The sequence below is a fragment of the Parabacteroides sp. Y3-G-102 genome, from assembly GCF_023656845.1.
Taxonomy (GTDB): Bacteria; Bacteroidota; Bacteroidia; order Bacteroidales; family Tannerellaceae; genus Parabacteroides; species Parabacteroides distasonis.
The window spans coordinates 52,359-75,489 of sequence record NZ_JAMOKU010000004.1 but is presented as its reverse complement, the minus strand read 5'-3'; the positions used below and the strand labels follow the sequence as shown (position 1 = coordinate 75,489).

14 protein-coding genes are annotated in these 23,131 nt (G+C 49.1%); 10 read left to right on the top strand and 4 right to left on the bottom strand.

Annotation, left to right across the window (positions count from 1 at the left end; translation table 11 throughout):
- Positions 1-8: 8 nt before the first annotated feature.
- From NBH16_RS03005 to NBH16_RS02990, 4 genes are all read right to left on the bottom strand, one after another.
- Positions 9-3,311 carry a SusC/RagA family TonB-linked outer membrane protein gene (locus NBH16_RS03005; RefSeq protein WP_048927327.1) on the bottom strand — a complete coding sequence of 1,101 codons (3,303 nt, stop codon included), beginning with the start codon at positions 3,309-3,311 and terminating at the stop codon, positions 9-11.
- 77 nt (positions 3,312-3,388) lie between these two features.
- Entirely contained in the window at positions 3,389-4,411 is a 1,023-nt protein-coding gene (locus tag NBH16_RS03000; RefSeq protein ID WP_008778340.1) for a FecR family protein, read from the bottom strand.
- Between the two features lie 81 nt (positions 4,412-4,492).
- Entirely contained in the window at positions 4,493-5,095 is a 603-nt protein-coding gene (locus tag NBH16_RS02995) for an RNA polymerase sigma-70 factor (protein ID WP_008778339.1), read from the bottom strand.
- A gap of 284 nt (positions 5,096-5,379) precedes the next feature.
- Positions 5,380-6,645 (bottom strand): DEAD/DEAH box helicase, encoded by a 1,266-nt coding sequence (locus tag NBH16_RS02990; protein ID WP_008772118.1) that lies wholly within the window; start codon positions 6,643-6,645, stop codon positions 5,380-5,382.
- A gap of 108 nt (positions 6,646-6,753) precedes the next feature.
- Here NBH16_RS02990 and recQ point away from each other — a divergent pair, with 108 nt between their 5' ends.
- From recQ to NBH16_RS02940, 10 genes are all read left to right on the top strand, one after another.
- Positions 6,754-8,589: a DNA helicase RecQ gene (recQ, locus tag NBH16_RS02985; protein WP_005862193.1), complete on the top strand. Its 1,836-nt coding sequence runs from the start codon at positions 6,754-6,756 to the stop codon at positions 8,587-8,589.
- A gap of 94 nt (positions 8,590-8,683) precedes the next feature.
- Positions 8,684-9,862, top strand: a complete 1,179-nt coding sequence (locus NBH16_RS02980; protein ID WP_005862191.1) for a DUF4876 domain-containing protein — start codon at positions 8,684-8,686, stop codon at positions 9,860-9,862.
- Positions 9,863-9,868: 6 nt separating this feature from the next.
- A complete protein-coding gene (locus NBH16_RS02975) occupies positions 9,869-11,386 on the top strand; it encodes a DUF6850 family outer membrane beta-barrel protein (protein ID WP_250788090.1) in 1,518 nt (505 codons plus the stop codon).
- 14 nt (positions 11,387-11,400) lie between these two features.
- Positions 11,401-13,890: a TonB-dependent receptor plug domain-containing protein gene (locus NBH16_RS02970; protein WP_284705617.1), complete on the top strand. Its 2,490-nt coding sequence runs from the start codon at positions 11,401-11,403 to the stop codon at positions 13,888-13,890.
- Between the two features lie 4 nt (positions 13,891-13,894).
- Positions 13,895-15,499 carry an AraC family transcriptional regulator gene (locus NBH16_RS02965; RefSeq protein ID WP_057326272.1) on the top strand — a complete coding sequence of 535 codons (1,605 nt, stop codon included), beginning with the start codon at positions 13,895-13,897 and terminating at the stop codon, positions 15,497-15,499.
- Positions 15,500-15,679: 180 nt separating this feature from the next.
- Positions 15,680-16,069, top strand: a complete 390-nt coding sequence (locus NBH16_RS02960) for a helix-turn-helix domain-containing protein (protein WP_005862182.1) — start codon at positions 15,680-15,682, stop codon at positions 16,067-16,069.
- An 8-nt stretch (positions 16,070-16,077) separates the two neighbouring features.
- Complete coding sequence (locus tag NBH16_RS02955; protein ID WP_057326273.1) at positions 16,078-16,932, top strand: hypothetical protein; 855 nt, start codon at positions 16,078-16,080, stop codon at positions 16,930-16,932.
- Between the two features lie 21 nt (positions 16,933-16,953).
- Entirely contained in the window at positions 16,954-19,470 is a 2,517-nt protein-coding gene (locus NBH16_RS02950; protein ID WP_057326274.1) for a hypothetical protein, read from the top strand.
- 14 nt (positions 19,471-19,484) lie between these two features.
- A complete protein-coding gene (gene preA / locus NBH16_RS02945) occupies positions 19,485-20,978 on the top strand; it encodes an NAD-dependent dihydropyrimidine dehydrogenase subunit PreA (protein ID WP_250788087.1) in 1,494 nt (497 codons plus the stop codon).
- A 4-nt stretch (positions 20,979-20,982) separates the two neighbouring features.
- The gene (locus tag NBH16_RS02940) at positions 20,983-23,118 is read left to right on the top strand and encodes a DUF5686 family protein (RefSeq protein ID WP_227713770.1); all 2,136 of its coding nucleotides are present in this window, start codon (positions 20,983-20,985) and stop codon (positions 23,116-23,118) included.
- Positions 23,119-23,131 lie beyond the last annotated feature (13 nt).

Below are 23,131 nucleotides of genomic sequence, written 5' to 3'. Positions count from 1 at the left end.
TCCTTTAATTAAAATGTAACATTTAGACCAAACATGAATTTACGAGCTTGTGGGTACGGAGAGATCGCCACACCAACCGAGCCTGCCTTGTATTTATTGCCAACCTCAGCCGGAAGTTCCGGGTCAACTCCGGAGAAACCGGAAAGGACAAACAAGTTCTCACCCGAGAAAGAAAGACGGATATTATCTACATACTGAATCTTCCAAGGTAATGTATAGCCTAACGTCAAGCTACGTAAGCGTAAGTAGCTAGCGTCCTCCAGATAACGGGAAGATCCCTTGCTGGATTGGCTCTTATTGCCATATTCCGCCTTGGGGTGGGTAGCGATATCGCCCGGTTTTTCCCAACGATTCCAACCTTCCTTCAAATTCATCTGGTTATAATTTACATAAGCGCCGTCACTATCATACATCGAACGGTCGTAATTATAAATATCACCTCCTACGGAATAACCGAAGACAGCGGAGAGATCAATGTTTTTCCAAGATAAGTCAGTAGAGAAACCTCCGTAGAAATCGGGGCTCAACTTACCTATTATAGTCTGGTGCTTAGATGCGTCACTATAATTCGAGGTCGTTACACGTTCCCCATTCTCATTCGTGGTATACCATAACGGAGAACCTGTCTCCGGATCTACGCCTGCCCATTCGGTACCATACCAAGTATCCACGTCTTGTCCCGGAGTCAATATCTTATCCATCGAAATGGCATAACTTGAACCGGCGTTAGAAGTGATGATCTCGCTCTTGCCACCATATAACTCAGTGATCTTATTACGGTTCAGACCTAAGTTAGCTGCGACGCTCCAACTCCAATCGCCCCCTTTCAAGATGTCCACGTTCATCGAGACCTCGAAACCATTATTCTTGACGGCACCCACATTACGATAGATACCAACAATACCCGTTACACCAGGCAGAGGCACTTTGTAAAGCAAATCGGTTGTTTTCTTATTATAATAATCCAAGTTGATAGTCAAACGATCAAACAAGATAGCGTCGATACCTACACCTGCCGTATAAGTCTTCTCCCAAGTCAGGTTCTTGTTTTCCTTCTGTTCGATTACCGCACCCGGATCACCATTATATCCCGTAGACATGGCGTACACCGTATATTGAGAATATAATTCGGTCGGACGGTTACCTACGGAACCATAACTTGCACGTAACTTCAACTGTTGTACCCAATCCTTAGCCTTGAAGAATTCCTCCTGATGGATATTCCAACCACCGCTGACGGAGAAGAAATTACCATATTTAGCGTCCGTACCAAAGTTGGAGGCACCATCCCGACGGAATGAGAAAGACAACAAATAACGATTATCATACGCATAGTTGGCATTGAACAAATAAGATTGTACGGCCCACTCTTTTTGCTCTCCCTTTATCGTCTTAGGAGTAGTAGCGACATCGGCTACAGAGAAACCCGGAGCGAAACTAGCCGCTGTCTGATCCTTGATCTCTTGTGTATAGGTATTCCACTCATAAGCCAAGATAGCGTTGATAGAGTGCTTATCGAATACTTTGTTGAAACGGAGCAATTGGTTACTGTATACTCTATAGGAGGCAGTGGTTTTATCTTGCAATAATCCGTTATCTGCCTCTCCCGCCTTAGAACGAGGATCCTGATAGCTCTTAAAAAGGATACTATTATATTTATAGTTATTCACGGATGAGAAAGTCAACCAATCGGTAAACTTGATATCGAAGTCAAAGTTACCCATGAACTCATAAGAGGTGCTTTTGTCGTAATTCCATTGCAGATCATACAAGTAATTGGTAGCATCACTATTAATCCAGTTTGAAGGTCTGTATTGCTGGATCAAGTCGCCATTCTCGTCATACGGGGAGTCCCAAGGGAAATTAACGTACATGATAGCGCCTAGATCTTGTTGCTGGTCCATCACGTCGCTACGGGTAGCCCATACTTTAGGTTTGATAGTCAACCAATCCGTCGCTTGGTAATCCACATTGAAACGTAAGTTATAACGCTTGTAGTCATATCCTTTCACGGCACCATCCTCATCGTAGTAACCAACGGAAGTATAAGTCTTGATCTTCTCGGAACCTCCGGAAACAGAAACATTGTAATCTTGAGCGAAGCCCAGATGCGTACCCTCTTTCCACCAGTCGAAGTTACGGTTGCGCAAATCCTCCGTAAAATAACTCGGAAGGGCGTCTTGATTTGCGAAAGATTTATAATAATCATATAATTCCTCGCCGTTCATCATATTCATGTTTCCACGGTGCAACTGGTTCACACCCATCTTTACGGAAGCGTTAATCGTAGCTTTTCCGATCTTACCTTTCTTCGTAGTCACCACGATAACACCGTTCGCTCCTTGAGAACCATAGATAGCGGTTGAAGCGGCATCCTTCAAGATAGACATAGACTCGATATCAGCCGGGTTCAAGCTACCCGCATCCGTACCGACGATTACGCCATCCACGATCCAAAGAGGGTCCGTGCTACCGTTTACCGTAGACTTACCACGGATCACCACCTTACCGGCAGCGCCCGGCTGACCACCACCCGAAGTAACCTGTACGCCCGGAGCCTTACCAGACAATAAGTTCTCGACCGTAGGGCTAGTGGCATCCAACAATTTCTCGTTGCTCACCACCTGCATGGCACCCGTCAAGCTTTCCTTTTTTTGCACGCCGTAACCAACAACAACCACCTCCTCAAGGTTCTGAGTGTCTTCCTTGATACGGATAGTCATCGGAGCGCTAGTCGCCTTAACCTCGTGGTTCACATAACCGATGTAAGAAACGACTAAAGTAGCTCCGGCCGGAGCTTCCAAACTAAACTTTCCATCGAAATCGGTACTGGTACCGTTCGTAGTGCCTTTCACAAGCACGTTCGCGCCGATTACCGGCTCACCCGTCACCGCGTCAACAATGGTACCTGAAATCGTAATTGTCTGCTGCGCCACCATTCTCTCCGCGTTTCTCAATTCATTTGGATTAGAAGATGACTTGTAAACAACAATCCTATTGTTGTTTACAACAAAATCAGCATGCTGATTTTTCAGCGCCGTCGTCAAAATCTCCTCGACCGAACGGTTCGACATGTCGATTGAGATACGCTCATTCAGATTGATGTCATTGTTACGGATAAGGAACGTGTAATTAAATTTTTCCTCGATCAAATCGAAAAGTTCTTTTAATGTCGTACTTTCCATTTGAACAGACATCATTTGTGTCTGAAGTTCGGACGCTGAAACCGTACCGGGAATAAACGGCAGTCCCGCAAGCATACATGCGGCTACCATCATCTTACCGGTCTTCTTGAAATAGTTCATTTCCATTAAAGTTAGATTTAATAAATAATTTTCTCGTTTATACTATTTTCCACACTTACACCTTAGGATTAAGGTTTGTATTTTTATTTATCTTTTATAATAATCTCATCTCCCGAACGAGTCCACACATATTTGTGATCCACGTCCACCTCACGAAGGATCTTATCCAACGAATAATCTTTCGTAAAGCTGCCGGAGAAGATTTCCTTTCTCAAAGGATCGCTCTCGACGCGGATACGCACGTTGAACTTACGTTCCAAATCCTTGGCGATACTCATGAAAGGTTGTTCGGAGAATTTCAGGCTACCGTCCATCCAAGAGAGAGCATCCTTGGCATCCACCTCACTGACTCTTACCTTATTGGTCTGCTTATTAAAGCTTAGTTTCCGGTTTGGAGTCAAGGTCACATCGCCCGCATGGGCAACCTCATCCCGCAAGCTCACGTTTACTTTTCCCGACACCAGAGTGACATCGGTCGTTTCATCCATTCCGTAAGCCTTTACGTTAAAGCTAGTTCCTAGAACCTTGATATCCAATCTCTTTGATTTTACGATAAAAGGCTTAAGGGAATCCCGGGTAATCTCGAAGTAAGCCTCACCATCCAATTGTACGCTACGTCCGTTCGTATTGAAATCACTGCCATATCTCAACGTGGAACCCGCGTTGACCCAAACCACGGATTGATCCGGCAAAACGACTTTCGTTTGGGCTCCCATAGGAGTTGTCGTCTCAAAATAAGCCAAGGCGGCAGATTTCGGCTGATTATGTCTCGTACCTATATAATAAGAGGCAGTCCCCACCGATACCACGATCAAGACCGAGGCGGCAACTTTTCCTAAAAACCGAAAATTTAGCCAATGATTCTTTTCAGAAGGAATAGCGGGATCGATAAGTGCCCCGAAATGTTTTTGGAAATCGGCTTTCATATCAGAGGCAAACAAAGGTACATGCGCCGTCGCCCAACAATCCGCCATCTCGGAAAGGCGTTGTTTATGAGCGTCATCCGTTTCCAACCATTGTAGTAATTCATTTCGCCCCTCCTCGGATATATCTCCCATGAGGTAGCTATAAATTAAATCTTCTATGTGTTTATTCTCTATTTCCATGATATTAACAAAGGAGCCGGTTTTCAACCCGGTTTCTATTATATACACATGTTTTAGAGATTCCGTTTAAGGAGATTCCAATTATTTTTCGAAAAAATTAAATATAAGTAAGAAAAGAGGGTAAAGATCGCCTAAAAGTTCACGCAACTTCGCCAAACCGATCTTGATCTGTACTCGTACCGTACTGGAACTGATATGATTTGTTATCGCTATTTCCTCATAGGTCTTGTTATGGTAAAGATATTGCACGAAGATATCCCGGCATTTAGCGGGCAAGGAATCCACGGCACGATAGATTTTCTCCTCGAATTCCTTATTCTCCAGATAAGCCAACGGATGGGGATCGGCGTCTATCTGCAACTCTTGTATCGACAATAAGTTTTCTTGTACATCTGATAAAGGGACTTCTTGCTGGCGTTTATCTCTTAAATAATTCAGGCAATAATTACGTACCGAGCGAATTAAATAAGCGTTTACCGGATGTATTAACGCCGAATGGTGATTCCATACATTCATGAAGACATCATTAACGATCTCACGTGCCGCCTCCGGGTTATAGACATATTTAGTCGCTACGGCGCACAAGTACACGTAGAAGGTCGTATATAATTGTTCAAATGCTTTGGCATCGCCATTATTGATCCGAGATATTATGTCCTCCTTTACAATCAGCACAAACGTCAACCCTTAAGTTTCACTCACAATTGAATCACAAAAATAATGAAATATTCCAGAGATTACCTCATTTTAAAAGAAAGTATAGGGTAATAGCGCCAAACAGCTCGCTAAAGCGGACTGTTTGGATACTTAGGTGACGAACCGGGTGGCATATGGGTGGCATAGCTGTGCCATCCTTATGGCACGCCCTTGCCATCGTTGTGGCACGGCTATGCCACCAGCGTGGCACGACTGTGCCAATGCTATGGAAAGGACTGGCACTATACATCGTTGCAATACAATAACTTAGATTACTTAGAGGAATTGGCGGCACGCTTCTTGTTACGCCAGTAACTGCCGTCACGTTTGCTTCCGAACATATTACGGCGTTTCGACTCTTGCTTGATCGCTTCTTTCTTCTCGGCTACGGCGGCTTTCACCTCCTTGGTCTCATACATATGGCCACCGGCTACGGGGACTTCCTTGCCGATCAGTTTCTGGATATCTTTCAACAAAGGTACCTCCTCGGCGTCGCAGAAAGAGAAAGCCACACCTTCACGGCCCGCACGACCCGTACGCCCGATCCGATGTACATAAGTCTCGGGTACGTTAGGAAGCTCATAGTTAATGACGTGCGTCAGATGATCCACGTCGATTCCACGGGCGGCGATATCCGTAGCGATCAGCACACGGGTCGTATGATCCTTGAAATTCGTCAAGGCACGCTGGCGGGCGGTCTGGCTCTTGTTGCCATGGATCGCCTCCGCCCCTATCTCCGCTTTCGACAAGACACGGGCCACCTTGTCCGCCCCGTGTTTCGTACGGGTAAAGATCAATACGGATTCCAGTTCCGGGTTCTCCAACAAGCTTTTCAGCAAGTTGATCTTCTCGGCCTTCTCGACGAAATAAACGGATTGGTCGATTGCGTCCACGGTCGATGAGGCCGGGGTTACTTCCACCTTTTGCGGCTCGCTCAAGATCGTACCTGCCAAGCGCTCGATCTCAGGGGGCATGGTAGCGGAGAAGAACAAGGACTGGCGTTTCTTGGGCAATAACGGTAAAATACGCTTGATGTCATGGATAAAGCCCATGTCCAACATACGGTCCGCCTCGTCTAAGACGAAATACTCCAAGGTATCCAAGTGGATGAATCCTTGTCCGATCAAGTCCAGCAGACGTCCCGGCGTAGCGATTAATATATCGATGCCTCTTTCCAAGGCTTCCGTCTGGGGCTTCTGTCCCACCCCGCCGAATATCACCGTATGGCGTAATCCGGCGAAACGGCCGTAAGCGGCAAAGCTCTCTCCGATCTGGATGGCAAGCTCACGGGTAGGCGTAAGGATCAATGCCTTGATACCCCGTTTGTAACCTTTCTTCTTCTGGAGATATAACCGCTGGATAATCGGGATGGAGAACGCCGCCGTCTTACCGGTTCCTGTCTGGGCGCAACCCAATAAATCATAACCTTGCGAAACGATGGGAATCGCTTCTGATTGTATAGGTGTTGGAGTCGTATAACCTTCTTGCACGAGAGCCTTACATATCGGCTCTATCAAATCTAAATCTTCAAATGTCATTCTAAAATAGGGTGAGCCATCACGGCTCGTTATGTAAATAATGCGGGCAAAGGTAGTAAAACTTTATGATATAAACTATCTTTGCGCTTTTTATGCCCGTAAAGCGATATGAAAGAATTATTACTACTACTGAAGAAGTTCTTCGGATATACCTCCTTCCGTCCCTTGCAGGCGGACATCATACAGCGTATCTTACAGAAAGAGGACTCGTTGGTGCTGATGCCCACGGGTGGAGGCAAGTCGATCTGTTTCCAGCTACCGGCTATCTATCTGCCGGGTACGGCTTTGGTGGTGTCCCCCTTGATCGCCTTGATGAAGGATCAAGTAGAGGGGTTGATCGCCAACGGCATCCCGGCGGCGGCGTTGAACAGTATGATGCCGGAAGAGGAGCAACAACAGGTGAAGCAACTTTGCGTGCAGGGCAAGATCAAATTATTGTATATCTCCCCGGAACGGATCAAGATGGAAGCGGACTGGTTCCTGCCCCGGCTGGACATCTCGCTCATCGCTATCGACGAGGCGCATTGCGTATCGCATTGGGGACATGACTTCCGTCCGGAATACACGCAACTGGCGATCTTGAAGGAACGTTTCCCGAAAGTCCCGGTCGTGGCCCTGACCGCTACCGCCGATAAAATCACCCGGAAGGATATCCTAGAGCAGTTACGGCTTCGCACGCCCCAAACGTTCATATCGTCATTCGACCGCCCGAATATCTCCCTCACGGTACGCCGGGGACTTAACAAGAAAGAGAAGATCGCCGCCATCGTCCATTTCATCCGGGGGCACCGGGAGCAGAGCGGTATCATCTATTGCATGCGCCGCAACGATACGACCGAGCTGGCCGATGAGTTGGCGATGTATAATATCAAGGCGATCGCCTACCACGCCGGCCTCCTGCCCGCCCAACGGGAACAGGCCCAGAACGATTTCATCAACGACCGGGTGGACGTGGTGTGCGCCACGGTAGCTTTCGGGATGGGTATCGACAAGAGTAATGTCCGTTGGGTCGTGCATTACAGCATGCCGGGGAGTATCGAGAATTACTACCAAGAGATCGGCCGTGCCGGAAGGGACGGGATGAAAAGCGATACCCTCCTGTTCTATTCCTTGAGCGACTTGATCGTACTTCGCCGTTTCGCCGAGGAGAGTGGCCAAAGCGAGGTGAACTTGGAGAAGCTAAACCGGATGAGACGGTATTGCGAGTCCGATATGTGCCGCCGCCGTGTCCTGCTCAGTTACTTCGGCGAGGAAGCGGACCATGATTGCGGCAACTGCGACGTGTGCAAGAACCCTCCGCAACGCTTCGATGGCAGTGTCTTGATACAAAAAGCGCTGAGCGCCGTCATCCGGACCGGCGAGCATGTAGGCATGCAAATGCTGATCGACATATTACGTGCCTCCGGTCGGGCGGAACTCTTGGAGAGAGGATACGATAAGCTAAAGACGTACGGCGCCGGACGGGACCTCTCTTATAAGGAATGGAAGGAGTACATTTACCAGATGATCCAACTCGGGTACATGGAGATCGACTACGCCGCCGAGCGTGTCTTGCGGATGACCCCGTTAGGCAGGCGTGTCCTGTACGGGGAGCAAAAGGCCCAGCTCGTCATCTATCGGGAACCGGATGAGCTGACACGCCCCGTCCGGAGAGGCGAGCGGAAATCCTCCTTCAAAGCCCAGCCGATCCGGCCGATCCGGTCCGCCTCCACGGACGAGACCTTGCTGGACTCCCTCCGCCAGCTTCGCAAGCAAATTGCCGAGCGAGAGCATACGCCGGCTTATATCATCTTCTCCGACGATTCCTTGGAAGACATGGTGGAGAAGAAACCGGTCACCTTGGACCAGTTCAGCGACATCCGGGGCGTGGGGCAAATCAAGCTGGACCGGTACGGGAAGGTGTTCGTGGCCTTGATCCGGTTCGTGCTGAAGCTACCGAAATAAGAAGAACACATGTTAATGTTTTTAGCTCCTAAATGGAAATATAAAAAAATCACATATATTTGTCTACAGTTATTAAGCACAATGCCCCATATTCATGATAGACAAACATCTTTCTCTCCTCACCCACCTGCTCTGTCTGTGTTTTCTGGCAGGATGCGAGAATGAGTATTTCAAAACGGGGAGTATCCATATCCAATTGAAGAAACCTTCCGGATACGCAGATATCTCCTTGGCGAATATCCCGGTCACACTAATCAATCAAAGTATAGGCTGTGTCTACACCACGACCACCGACACAAATGGACTAGCTCTATTTGAACTAACCGCTGGCATATGCGCAATCTCCGCAAATCAGGAAACCACGACTGGCAACAGGGATTATATATTGAGTGGTAGCCTCTCCAATATCCAGTTCGAGGCCAATGGAGAAGAACGATCCGTGGAAATACCTTTGGAAGTGTCCGAACGAGGCCGTCTGCTGATTAGCGAGATTTATTTCAGCGGTTGTCTCTGGCCTGACGGGAAAAATGTCTATAACAAAGATCAATACCTCACGTTGGTCAATAACTCCGATGACTTGATTTTCCTAGATGGCCTATGTATCGCACAAGCAGGACCCGTAAGCGTGACAAAGCCTTCCGGATGGATGCTCCATACCGATATGAAAGAAATACCTTTATTCATGATGTGCTGGGAGTTTCCGGGAACGGGAGCCGAATATCCCATTCAACCGGGGGAGCGACAAACGATAGCGATTAACGCCATAAACCATACCAATAGCGAAGTGGGAGTTCCGGCCTCGCTCGATTTATCCAGCGTGGAATGGGCTTTTTGGGATCCTATCTTGACCGGAAGCCAAATCTCCGCCGGTGTAAAACCTCTAAACTTGGTATGGCGTGGCACCGGTTTCTCCTATCTGTTTTCCATGAACGGCCCGACGATCCTCTTGTTCCGTCCCAAAACGGACTTAAGAGAATGGATCGCCAATCCGGATCACATCCAAAAAGAACCTGAGAGTTTCAATACGCTAAAATACCTCCATATACCCGCTGATTGGGTGCTGGATATCGCAAATTTCGTCTCTTCAACCTCTACGGTAGCTTACACACGTATCCCATCTTCTATGGATGTGAGTCCGGGTATAGCCACGTCCGGCGGCTCCGGCCTGGCAATGCGTCGGAAATATGAGCAAGAGGGGAAACGCTTCCGCTGGAAAGATTCCAATAACACCGCCGAGGATTTCGAGAAAAGTCCACCTTCCTTAAAACGGTAAGCCTCTATGAAGATCACTATCATTCTATATATGATATCACTATCTGTCTATGCCTCACGGTCATGGGCTCAACAAGAGAGCGCATGGGCTTTATCCGCCAATCCTGTCAGCATCAGCTATGTGCCTAAGGACAGCGCTATGGAAGCCGGTTTAAGTTATTTGATCCATCAAGCCGCCTTACCTGCCAGCGACCAGCCGGATCAAACACAGACCTATAGGGCTTATGTATCCGGTAACCGAAAGCTGGGTCTGCTTTGGCTGGCGGGTGGTATCGATTGGTCGCAAAGCCTACTGGAAGGGAGAAAATGGAATTTATTATCGCAACCGGACTATCTGATTACGGCCGGCGATTCCTTGGGAGAGCCACAACGCATCGAGAAATACAGGATCTACGGACAAGCGGCTTACGTCTTATCCCCGAAAATCAAGGTCGGGATAGATGGAGACTATACAGCTACAAGCAACGAAGATCGCTCCTCTTACCATATCTACCATGGGATGGCACACTTAATCCGGATATCAGGAGGTATCGTTTACGAACAAGTACGCAGACGTTTTGGAGCCTCGATCCATTATACCCATCGAACAGAGGAATTAACGTATGATACGGATAGTAAAGATAAACTTTATACATTTCCTCTGGGTTATTGGCTTCCGATGCAAGAATTATCGGGAAGTTTCCTGTTTCGCAGCCAAGGAAAACGCCTAGGTGTTTCCTTGCAAACGGAAACCCTAAAAGAGCATTGGAGTCTTTTCCATGATCTCTTCTACGAGACCCAGCAATTAGCGGACAATCCAAATAACTCCGGCAACTTGAGAGGCTGGGAAGAACGGCTGCATCAAATCAGTTACCAAGGTCGTTTTACCCGAACGAATAAATCGTGGACGCATATCTGGTCGCCCACAGCCCGATTCAACCAAACTACGGCCAACCGCATATTACAACGGAATCCCACCACAAGCTCGTCTGCCATATGGACTACATTCGCCACCTATCGCCTAGCAAGGCAACGGATGTTATCTACCCAACTAAGTTACGAGGCGACAAAGAATGATACTTCGGGCGAAAAGGTATCCACATGGCAAATGACTGTCGGATGGAATCGTTTGGAAAATGATTTCTACATATATCCTTTTACGGTCAAACAATATACAGGGCTCTTCCACGGAGAGATCGCGTTTTTTCGACAAATCCGCCTACCTAAAGAAAACAAGCTAAGTATCCGCCCGTCCGTGTATATCGTATCGGGCTATGGCACCGAGATCAAATGGGAGAAGGAAACGCAGAAGGATGAGAATGGCTCAGCAGAAATCAAGCTAGAGCAGAACATGCAAAAAGTGAACGAGGATTTTATTGCTCGCACGGCAACCCGTCTGGGTATCGGTGCGGAAATGGAATATCGGCATCCCATTCATTCCGCCTTATCAGCGGGATTTCGTTTAATGGGTAGTCTCGAACAAACGACAAGTCCTCAATCGCCCCTCGGAGGGGGCGGAAATCTCAGTATTGTCATCTGGCTATAATAGGTCTTAATACTATGCGTTACTCAACTTTGTACAAAATACCAATAAAGATCGTGACGATATTTCTCTTATTGTCATCACTTCATCCGGGCAATTACCTTCACGGGCAAAAGCAACCGGATACTCTGTCCTTCTATTTACCCAACATTTTGGTAACAGCCATCGAGTCTAAGACTCCGGGTACGGTTTCCTTGCTTCCAGCGTCAACGTTGGAACATACGCAACCGATCACGATCTCTGATCTGACACAATTATTACCGGGAGGTCTCACCAATAATTCTGGGGTGACAGACGCACAATATTTCTCAGTGCGGGAGGTTTCTTTAAAGAACGGGGTAAACCAATTTCATAAGAACGCAGCTATGGGTGCCCAAATATGGGTAGACGGCTCTCCTCTTCATTTCAACACCGGCATCAACGAGCCTTACGAAGGATATGATGCCCGTTTTCTATCTCTCAACCAAGTGAAAGAGGCGGAAATCATCCGAGGAATACCTTCTGCCCGGTACGGAAACTTAACAAATAGCGTATTATTACTCAAGACTCATCAAGGTAGAATGCCTCTCTCCACCAGCATACGTTACAATCCGAAACTGAAACAATATATGCTTGGAAAAGGCTTCTGTATCTCCCCACAAGGCCATACGCTCAACCTGTTAGCGGACTATACCAGCCAAGGCGATTTCCATACCGGCGGCATACGCTTGGCAAACCTTTACCATTGGTTGCCCGCAGGGAAAAAACTAGAATTAAGCCTTACTTACACCTCTCGCATAGGAAAGGAAAAGCAATTCGTCAACGAGCAGAATCATACGCAAAGACAACGATTGGATCAGCGATTTTCCATACAAGGGGAATGGCAACCCGACCGACGTTGGCTCAAGAAGCTGTCTCTGAGAATAGACGGTTCCCTTCAAAAAAGCAAACAAACAAAGAGTCAGGTCAACAATGCCTCTAGCCAGCTTTATACAGACCAGAAAGAGAGCGGCGAATGGGAAGCCCGTGTTTTATCCTCAAACTACATGTACACATTAGTCAATGAAAGCCAACCTTTTTATGTAGAAACCGAGATGCTGGCGTCTACCTTATTCCCTCTACGACAAGGGAGGGAGATCAGCTTAGTAGCCGGATTCTCATACCGTAGTGAGGGTAACGAAGGGCGAGGCAGGGATTTCGATCGGCAGAGGCCTCCTTCTACATCTATCCGTCCCCGCTCATTCCGGGAAATCCCGTCCTTGCATACGTTCGGTGGCTTCATTGAGGCCACATACCGGACTTCCAACCTCCATGTAGAAGCCGGATTAAGAAATCAAGGATTGAAAAGCCGGGATTATGCCTTAATCTATCAGACAGAACCTCGCCTGAATCTCTTATGGTCTCTCTTCTCCTCTCCCTCCGGCTATACATTGAGTTTAAAAGGTGGGCTCGGATGGATCAGTTTCATGCCGACATTGGATAAACTCTACCCGGAAGCTATTTATAATGATAAGGTCTCTTTCTATTATAATGATAGCAATGAAAGTGGAAACACCCTTGGTATTCTCACGACACATGCCCCCGGAATGGAACGAAATATGAAATTAAAACCTACCGTAAATCGAAAGATAGAGGTTGGCCTTATAGGGAAGACTCCGGCCATCCGACTAGACATGACCGCTTTTTTCGAGAAACAAACGGATGGCTTTTCCTCCTCGGCGCAATATATTCCGTTCAGCTATCGGGAATATGATTATCTATCAACCGCCCAACTTCGTCCTGAATACAAAGATGGACAGGTATGGGTGAACGGTAAGGTTGTCCCTTATCAAGAGAAATATAGTTACACGCCGGTATCTGTACCAGTCAATACACTCCATAGGAAGAAACATGGGATCGAGATGGTAGCGGACCTCGGGACTTTCTCACCCTTGCGTACCTCCCTAATCGTAGACGGGATCTGGTTATATGTACGAGAAAAGAATACGGCCCTTAACGGGATCTGGCCGATCCAGTACACAGATAAAACAGAATACCCCTACGTAGGTTTTTACGACAAGCAAGGCGGACCGGGAAATGAAAGTCGTTCGGAGATCATCTCCACGAACTTCCGTTTCATCACGCGCATCCCCAGAATCGGACTGGTCACTACCCTTACGTGGCAAATGATATGGCTCTATAAATATCGTACGCTCTACAACGGTAGCACTGGCGAGAATGTATGGCCCCTATATTGGTGTGGAACAGACGGAATCATACATTCGTTCACCGAGACACAGAAAGAGGATCCAGCCTTCGCGCCTTTACTCTCCACCACCGCGCCGGAACGATTCCTGCCAAACTCTTATAAACCATATGGTATGCTGAATATCCGGGTAAACAAAGCTTTCGGAGAGCACATCACGCTGGCATTCTTTGCCAACAACCTCGCCGATTTACGCCCCACTCGCTATTCGGCCAGCACGAGATCTTACCTTCAACAAAATACCCAGCCTTTTTTCGGTCTGGAATTACAAATAAAACTATGACATCATGAAAACAAGCATACTTTACATATTCCTACTGTCAGTCCTTTACGCCTGCGACTCCCACTCTCTTCTTCCACCCAAGCAGCAATTGGATCAGCAAATAGCGCAACTGAATGATTATTCTTTGTTGAGCGGTCCCTTGAACGACCAGCTATGCGAAGAGATAGAAACCCATGCCCAAGAAATAGGGAATGACTCGCTTTTGCTGGCAACCCGCCAAATCATATACACCCGCTATTGCAGATTACAGGACACGGCCCATGCGAGAATGCTACTCGACCGCATGAAACCTTATGCCATCCGCATAAAAGACAAGCACCTTCTCATGAATCACCTGCGTATGGCATTTCTTCACGCACAGACACGCCAACCCGCAGAATGCGAGCGATGGATAAACGAGGCACGAAAATATGCATATATAAATCCTCAAAACTGGTATATCACGGCGGCTAGCGCTTGTCTTGAATGTGGATTATATCCCCAAGCACTCATCTATGCGGATTCAGCATTGGTGAACTTGAAATATAAAGTGATAAGCTCTCCTCACTTAGTAAAAGCTATAGCATTAAGCCGTACGGGAAAGACCGCCGAAGCGGAGGAATGGACCCAACGATGCATTACCGATATCCGCCACTTTCAGGCGAAACACCAAATACACACGATCAGCTATCTGCAATATCAACTCTTCATGGAATACGCCGTCTCTCTCCGGAAACATGGAAAAAACAAAGAGGCACTATCCGTATTGGAGGAATTAGACAGAGTCTCATTCAATAATGTCGCCACGCCTCTCTTGAGGAACAAAGACAATATCGAGGAATATAAGGTGCGTGTGGCACGTATGTTGTCCGAATGCCATTATGCGACCGGAAATCAATCGGAAGCCATCCAACAGGCAAACCGGGCAGACTCCCTACAATCCCATTATGCCCAAGAGCAAATGAACATACGCAGAAAGATGATCAGCGAAAGCCTGCAAAACGAACTATTATCCACCCGCTTAAAAAGTCAGAAGGTGGAGGCGGAACAGGCACGGCTCATCCAGTATATCCTTACCGGAGTCATTATTTTGCTCATGGCTATCCTAACCGGAGGATACCTTTGGTGGAGAAATCATCGCCGTCGCCTACGCCAGTTATTCGATTTATTGATAAGCCATCATGCGGCTTGGTTGCTAATACACGATCCGCTTCCGCTAATCTCCCGGCCACAAATAAAGTTACCAGATCATTCAGAGGCAAACACCGAGGTCACAACAAAATCTGATAATCTCCTATATCAACGAATCCTATCAGTTATGAAAGAGCAAAAGCCTTTCTTAAATCCTAATCTCGACCTTGTGACCCTCTCCCGTCTAGTGGGTACTAACCGAACACAACTATCCACCACCCTCAATAGGCAGACGGGAATGAACTTTAGTCGTTGGCTGGCTGAATACAGGGTACACCACCTCCTTTCGCTCGTCGCCCTACGTCCCGACAGCGACATCACCGCACTAGCCTCCGAATCAGGCTTCACCTCCCGAACCTCCTTCTTCCGGCAGTTCCGGCAAGTCACCGGACTTACGCCCAACCAATACAGAAACGTACGAAAAGAGACCGGCAAATAATCTGTTAAAGTACGTGTCTAGCCTTTGATGCAGGGGCTTTACGGCCTTTGGTGTACCAGATCGTTCGGATCAAGTTTCAATACGTTCGCATCTTTTCTCATCCCTTGATTTACCAAATGGGACTGTCTATATTTGACCTCGCAAGTCCCTCTTATGCGGGTTACTTAAGACAGTACCAATATGGAAGAAAAGCAAAAGCCATCCCTAATCGAACGCAGGCTATATGCCCGCATCTTACAAATCATGGAGGATAAGAAGCCTTATCTCGATCCACAGTTCAATTTGTGCCAGTTGGCCAACCTCGCTTGCACGAACCGTACCCGGCTATCCTCTACCTTGAACAATCAGACGGGTATGAACTTCAGTCGCTGGCTGGCTATCTATCGGGTAGAGTACCTCATACGGGAATTTTCCAAGTGCCTCACACAAGAGCCGCAGGAGTTATACAAGACGGCTGGGTTTACCTCCCGTACCTCTTTCTACCGCCAATTCAAGGAGGTGACGGGCAACACTCCCATCGAGTACTTCGCCAACCTATATTATAACAACGTAAATGATTCAACTAAATAAATAGCGATATGAGACATTTTACACTCCTACTCTTATCCGTTTTTACTGTCTATCAAGCCAAGGCGGATATATTGATCCCCTTAGACAAATATCCTACGGGGGAAAAACGTTTCAACTTACAGATCAACGGAAGTCACGATACCAGTACCCCTTGGCTCTCCACCACGTCATTTGGCGTGGATGAAGATGGACAGATGGGAAACCCGGAGAATTGGACATCCGAACAAATCGACGAGGACAATCACTCGGTAAGTCACCGACTCATCATGAACAGTATTTCCCTGCGCCTCTCCTATCGTGTATGGGACAATCTCAGCCTGTGGGCAGGCATCGGTACCACCAACTTCACCCACGAGGAGACTTTCCGAGATGATGACGACCTAAGCAGTACCATCTTCAGCAAGAACATGGTACCCATCTACAGCGGAGGGCTAGGTTACGGCTATGCCTTCACCGACCGCTTTTTCATGTCTACCCAACCCGGCGTGCGCTATGCCAACAGCGATAACATGACCACCGAGGTGTATTACCAAGGCAAGACCATCCCCTTGCGAGACCTCAGCCTCAACCGCCGTTACCTAGAGTGGGCCGTGCCCGTGGTGGCCGGATACGCACTGGGCAATTTCGTGCCCTATGCCGGGATCCTCTACAAGGACTACACGATGAAAGACCGGTACGAGTTCACCAAGACATATGCCGGCGAGGACTATACCGTTCGTATCGACGAGACCTTCCACGCCCGTCACAAGCTGTACGCTTTGGCCGGGGTGAACTATTTCCTCGCTGACAACATCTCGCTCGGAGTAAACGGAAGCTTCGGCAAGAGGCAGTCCGTACAGTTACAATTCAATATCAGTTTCTAAACCTCTTAAACAGATATATACATGAGAACGACACTCAAAGCACAAGCGATACGGCTGATCGCCATATTTTTGCTTATCTGTGCCTCTACCACCACCGTCAAGGCACAGATCAGCCAACATCCCGAACTGTATAAGGTGAAAGAATTCCACAATATGGATAAAGACGGAGGTGCCTATTACTGCTTCACCGACGCACAATACTACCAAGGGAAGCTCTACGGGGTCTACATAGATAATAACGGCCCCTCATCCATACGCCTCATCGCTTTCGAGGTGAACGGCGAGACCCGGACAATGGAACAATCCACCGTTGGCGACACCGGTAAGAAAATGATCTTTCTCAATGATTTCGGCGTATACCAAGATGCCGAGATCATCGTATACCGCAATCGCTTCTACGTGCTCTGGAAGAATAATACCAATGGCCAGATATGGATCGGCGAGGTGGATATGAAAAAGGGAGAATACAAGAAAACTCGTATGCTCGATGACGGGAAAACTTACGCCAACTTCGCCGCCACCATCTACCGTGACAAGATCTGCGTCATCCTACACCGCCGCACCAACAAGAAACTGCAAGTCTACCAATACGGCGACCCCGAGCTGAACAGCGGCTGGGACTGGTGCGGCACCGTGCGCAACGCCGGACACGATAATATCGAGCTAAAAGGCTCAACAGGCATATCAATGGAATACGATCCCGACGACCACTGGGACGCCACCTCGTGGTACGGCTACGACGACACCGAGAAAAAGAACGTGGAGAAACTCATCATAGGCCGGCTCAAGAGCGGTACCTTCGAGGCATTCAGCTACAGCGGCGAGTATGGCAAGGATAACACATGGCCCTCCAACTGGGAAGAATACGCACATCACGACATAGGACGCTCGAAGACCTTCTCGCTCAAGCTCATCCAAGCCGATATAGAAAGCTACGCAGCCGACAATACCAGCGGCTACAAAGCTTCCTCAAATCCCCTGATCTTCAGCTACTGTACCTATGATGGCAAGGGAACGGGCGAACACTTCCTAAAGAAATTCTACCCCGGCAGCAACAGCTTCGCCACCGACGCACCCATCTACACCGACCTGCCCTACGGCTACACGGTCGTAGCCACCGCAGCAGATCCTACCACCGAGACAGCTCCCGGCGGAGGGCTCTACTACAAGCAATATATCTACCTGCTGCGAGGTAACCAGACTCCATACCATTGGTACAAGCACGCCTACATCGCCTCCATCCGCTCCAACGAGATCGTGGAGAGACGCAGTTCCTTCAACGACGAGAAGGCCCTGTTCGGCAACAGCGAGCTACGTAACCTCGTGCGTCTCATCGGCATCATCGAAGGACCACCTCCAACGATAGTGGATAATAACGACTGGTTCAAGGATCTCGGCGTAGCCTCCAGCCTCTCCTTCACCATGGGATCGGGCACCAGCAACTCCGTGAGTCGGCTCTACAAGAGCGATCTCAAATGCTCCTTCGGGCCGCATACGGACAAACTCACGGCAGCATTCGGCGGCGGATACTCCTTCCAGAAACAACACGAGGAAGTAACAAGCCAGTCCGAGTCCATCACCGTTACCTTCGAAGCAAACGACACAGCAGACTACCGGGCCATCGCCCTCTACTCTGTACCCATTCTGACCCGTTGCGACCTAGAATACCTCTCCCCCACCCGGAGACAGAGTGTACGAATGCCCATATTCAGCTATACTTACATGACACGGCAGAGTATCAAACAAGTAGAAGTGCCTCTCGACCTAGAGCCTTTCCGCATAGACAATCCAAGCAAACTTGGAGACTGGGAGGCCCGTGAGATCCTCACCATGACCGCCAGCGAGCCAAATGTCAGCAAGTCCGTCAACTTCAGCCTCAACTCCGAACGGATCGACATGACGCTGGAAACCAGCGGCACAATCTCCGACAGTCAGACCAAAGGTGCCATCAGCCTTATGGATTTGAAATTCCCCTTCTTCCAACTGGAGAACCAAAGTTCTTGGGAATGGACAGACCAGACCACGGCGACAACCTCGCAGGGTATCAGCGCATCCTATTCGAAGATACGACGCACGGACAAGCACGTCAGGCCGGAAGAGACAGCCGAGTCCTTCTCATCCACCCTCTATCTGCTCACTGCCGAGAAGTCGAACACGCTCCGTGACCAGTACTACCCCAAGCTACTCGAACGGAAGATCAGCTTCGGCACCGACACCTTTCCCTTCATGGTAAACAGCGACAAACCCTTCGTATTGGCGTGGGACATCAACAACATCACCTATGTACGAGGTGACGTGAGCGCCACTGGCAATGAGGAGGTAACGACCGACGAGCCCCTGTCTATCCGCTTCCTCGACGGCATGCTTACGGTAGATTGCCTGCCGGGAGCCACCGTCAACGTCTACAGCATGAACGGCACGTTAACCGGTCACCAGCAAGCGGTATCCGGAAAAGCAATCTTCAGCCTGCCCGGACACCTGTACACCGTGGAGGTCGTGACCGAACGTTACCGGAAAGTACAGAAAGTAGTGAGATAATACAGTTAGAAGCCATGAAGACAAACCTCCTCCAGAGAAAACGCCTCCTAACGGAAGAATCGAATCGCTGTTATCTGTGCGATGACCCTGTCTGCACGAAGGCATGCAAGCCCGGACTAGATCCGGGCCGCTTGCTGCGGGCCTGTAAAATGGACAACCTAGCGGGAGCTATCCTCCGGGCCTACCGGATGGAAGCCTGCAAGGATTGCGACGGGCATCCTTGCGAGAAGGCCTGCCTCCGCGGACGAACCGACCGGGCGATATCCATCACCCAGATCGTACGGCAATTACAAGATATGCCAAACCCGACGGATAGTTCTCCCCTCACTTCGTCTCCGGACTTGGCGATCGACTTTTGCGGCATCCGCTGCGCCAACCCCTTTATACTGGCCTCCTCGCCCGTAGCCCATAATTACGAGATGTGCGTCCGGGCCCTCGAAGCCGGTTGGGCCGGTATCTGCTTCAAGACGATATCATTCTATCCGAGCCATGAGGTATCCCCCCGCTTCGACCAAATGGAGGTGGATGGCGTGCCTTTCATCGGATTCAAGAACATGGAACAATTGTCGGAAGCCCCTGTCGAAGAGAATTTCGATACTCTCTATCGCCTCAAGCAACGCTATCCTGACAAATTAATCATCTCCTCCATCATGGGACGGACAGACGATGAGTGGACACGGCTCGCCCAATACTCCACGCAGGCCGGGGCCGATATCATTGAGTGCAACTTCTCTTGCCCACAAATGACGCAAGAAGGGATGGGCAGTGACGTAGGACAAAGCCCGGAACTGGTACGCCGGTTCACCGCCGCCACACGCCGGGGTACCCATCTGCCGATACTAGCGAAGATGACACCGAATATCGGGCAGATGACACCCGTGGCGCTCGCCGCCCACGAAGGAGGAGCCACCGGGATAGCCGCCATCAACACCATCAAATGTATCACCCGTATCGATGAGAAAGCGCTTACGGCCCGGCCCGTTGTCTGCGGACTGAGCAGCGTGTCCGGCTATTCGGGGAAAGCCGTGCGCCCTATCGCTCTCCGGTTCATACATGAGCTGGCGAGCGATCCTTCTGCCGGCAAGATGCCTATCAGCGGGATAGGCGGTATAGAGACTTGGCGGGATGCCCTCGATTTCCTGCTACTAGGCTGCACGAACCTACAGATATGTACCGCCGTGATGCAATACGGCTTCCGGATCATCGACGATCTATGCGAAGGGTTACGACTGTTCATGCAAGAGAACGGATATAAAACCCTATCCGATCTCATAGGTATCGCTTTACCGAACATCGTACCCCCCGAGAAACTGGAACGTACGCAGATACACCGCCCGACAGTAGATAACAGCCTATGCCTCGGCTGCGGACGCTGTTTCGTTTCCTGTAACGACGGTGGACATCAAGCTATCCGTTTCACCTCTATGCGCAAACCGGTGATAGACGAGCAAAAATGTGTCGGCTGCCATCTTTGCGCATTAGTATGCCCAACCTTCGCCATACATTGACAGGATGAGGATCGAGACGGGACACCTTATTCTACTATCCATACTTCTTCTGTGCCCGCTAGTCCATTCAGACCTGCGGGCACAAGAGAAGACACTCGTCACACGAGCCGACTCCATCATGCGGCAGGTAATCCATCAAGCCCCCATCTACGAGCACGTCCTCGAGAGCTATGAAGCGGAGACCTACGTGAAAGGCCGTACGCACGTTCCCCGGAAGAACAAGCTGCTACAATACGCCTATCTGGTCTTCCCGATAGAGCGTCATCCCCGCGATGCCTTCTTCGAGATGAGTGGCCTCACCCGCTACGACGCTCCCAACCATTATCGCAACAAGATTGTAGCCATCAACAGCAGCCATCTCGCCGCCGGAAGACATTACAAGGAGATAGCCTCATTCGTCAACTTGAACGTCTACTCCCCCACGATCTACAATAAGGGAATCATCATGCCACTCTCGCCCGATGCTTTCAAATATTACACGTTTCGGCAGGAAGGCACAGACACGATCTCCGGCATCCCTGTGTATAACATCCGTTTCACCCCTCGCCAATGGAGCCAGAAACTACTATCCGGAAACCTGTACGTAACCGACGAACTCTGGACCATCGACCGTATCGAGATACAAGGGCACTCCTCTTTCTCCGAGTTCAACCTAAGCATACGTTTCAACCGTGACGAGAAGCATTTCATCCTCCCGGAAGAGGCTGACCTGCAAGTCTGCTACCATGCCCTAGGCAACCGGATAGAGAGCGACATCCACGCCGCTTTCCGCTATAAATCGATCTCTTGGGTAGAGGAAGACCATGAGAGCAGGAAATTATACTCGCTCGATCAAACCCAATACTATACGATCACCTCCGACACACTCTCCTTTACCCAAGACAGCACTTATTGGAACAGCCGGAGAGACAAGCCGCTCACTACCGACGAGAAAGCCTTGTACACCACCGGAACGAACGTGGTGAGGACGGAAGCGGACAGCAGCGCTCTCACTCGCTACCTCCAACTCGGCGAGCGGCTCACCAGCACGGTCAACAGGGATTACAAGAGTACTCGTGTGAAGTATTCCGGCCTTCTCAACCCGTTCCAGCTATCTTTCGGAAGCAACGGGATCACCTATAAGCAAGAAGCACGTATCAGTAAGACATTCGAGCATGACCGTCAGCTACGCTTCCACCCCGAGATCGGTTTCCTATTCAAGGAGAAAGAGCTACGCCTACGGCTAACAACCGACTGGGAGTATCACCCCGAGCGTCAAGGCATCCTCAACCTCACGATAGCCAATGACAACCAAAGCTATTCCTCCGAAGTGATCCACCAGATCAACGAGATCCTAAAAGATACCCCAATCCGTTTCGAAGATCTCAACTTGAAGTATTTCCAGCACTACTATGCCAAGCTGATGAACCAGATAGAACTGATGAACGGCTTCCGGCTCTCGGCCGGACTCGCATACCACTATCGTACGCCCGTGAAAAAGAATAAGGATACCGGATTGGATCTAAAGGATCATAATGAGTTCACCCCGGTTATCGGCCTTACCTACACGCCCCGGCAATATTACTGGATGGACGGTTACCGGAAAGAGTACCTACATTCCCATTACCCGACCTTCCGGATCGAGCTGGCACGAAGTATACCGGACCTGCTCGGCTGTACGGGAAATTATTGGCGGATGGAGGCCGGCATGAACCAGACCGTACGGCTGGGCTTATCCGAACGACTGAGTTACAATCTAAGCGGTGGACTCTTTTTTAACCAGCATAACATGTACTTCGCCGATTTCAGCTATTTCGCCAAACGTTATTTCCCCGAGCCTTGGGGCGATCGGTTTGGCGGGATCTTTCATAATCTGGGTGGGGATTGGTACAATGCCTCCGACAAATATATTCAAGGGCACCTCATGTACGAGAGCCCATTCATTCTATTGCGATTCCTCAAGCCCAATCCCAAGGCGCATAAATACCTCGTGTCCGAACGTTTCTACCTCAGCCAGCTATGGACTCCCGTATTGCCGAATTACAGCGAGCTCGGGTATGGTATCGGTAGCGACCTTTTTCATATAGCGCTTTTCCTAGGCTTCGAGGAGTTCAAGTATCAAAGCGTCGGGTTGAAGTTCGCGCTTGAGTTATTCAGATAATTATAAACAAGTA

Coding starts and splice junctions, on each gene's coding strand:
- NBH16_RS03005 (WP_048927327.1), bottom strand. CDS start 3,311: ATGGAAATGAACTATTTCAAGAAGACCGGTAAGATGATGGTAGCCGCA.
- NBH16_RS03000 (WP_008778340.1), bottom strand. CDS start 4,411: ATGGAAATAGAGAATAAACACATAGAAGATTTAATTTATAGCTACCTC.
- NBH16_RS02990 (WP_008772118.1), bottom strand. CDS start 6,645: ATGACATTTGAAGATTTAGATTTGATAGAGCCGATATGTAAGGCTCTC.
- recQ (WP_005862193.1), top strand. CDS start 6,754: ATGAAAGAATTATTACTACTACTGAAGAAGTTCTTCGGATATACCTCC.
- NBH16_RS02980 (WP_005862191.1), top strand. CDS start 8,684: ATGATAGACAAACATCTTTCTCTCCTCACCCACCTGCTCTGTCTGTGT.
- NBH16_RS02975 (WP_250788090.1), top strand. CDS start 9,869: ATGAAGATCACTATCATTCTATATATGATATCACTATCTGTCTATGCC.
- NBH16_RS02970 (WP_284705617.1), top strand. CDS start 11,401: ATGCGTTACTCAACTTTGTACAAAATACCAATAAAGATCGTGACGATA.
- NBH16_RS02965 (WP_057326272.1), top strand. CDS start 13,895: ATGAAAACAAGCATACTTTACATATTCCTACTGTCAGTCCTTTACGCC.
- NBH16_RS02960 (WP_005862182.1), top strand. CDS start 15,680: ATGGAAGAAAAGCAAAAGCCATCCCTAATCGAACGCAGGCTATATGCC.
- NBH16_RS02955 (WP_057326273.1), top strand. CDS start 16,078: ATGAGACATTTTACACTCCTACTCTTATCCGTTTTTACTGTCTATCAA.
- NBH16_RS02950 (WP_057326274.1), top strand. CDS start 16,954: ATGAGAACGACACTCAAAGCACAAGCGATACGGCTGATCGCCATATTT.
- preA (WP_250788087.1), top strand. CDS start 19,485: ATGAAGACAAACCTCCTCCAGAGAAAACGCCTCCTAACGGAAGAATCG.
- NBH16_RS02940 (WP_227713770.1), top strand. CDS start 20,983: ATGAGGATCGAGACGGGACACCTTATTCTACTATCCATACTTCTTCTG.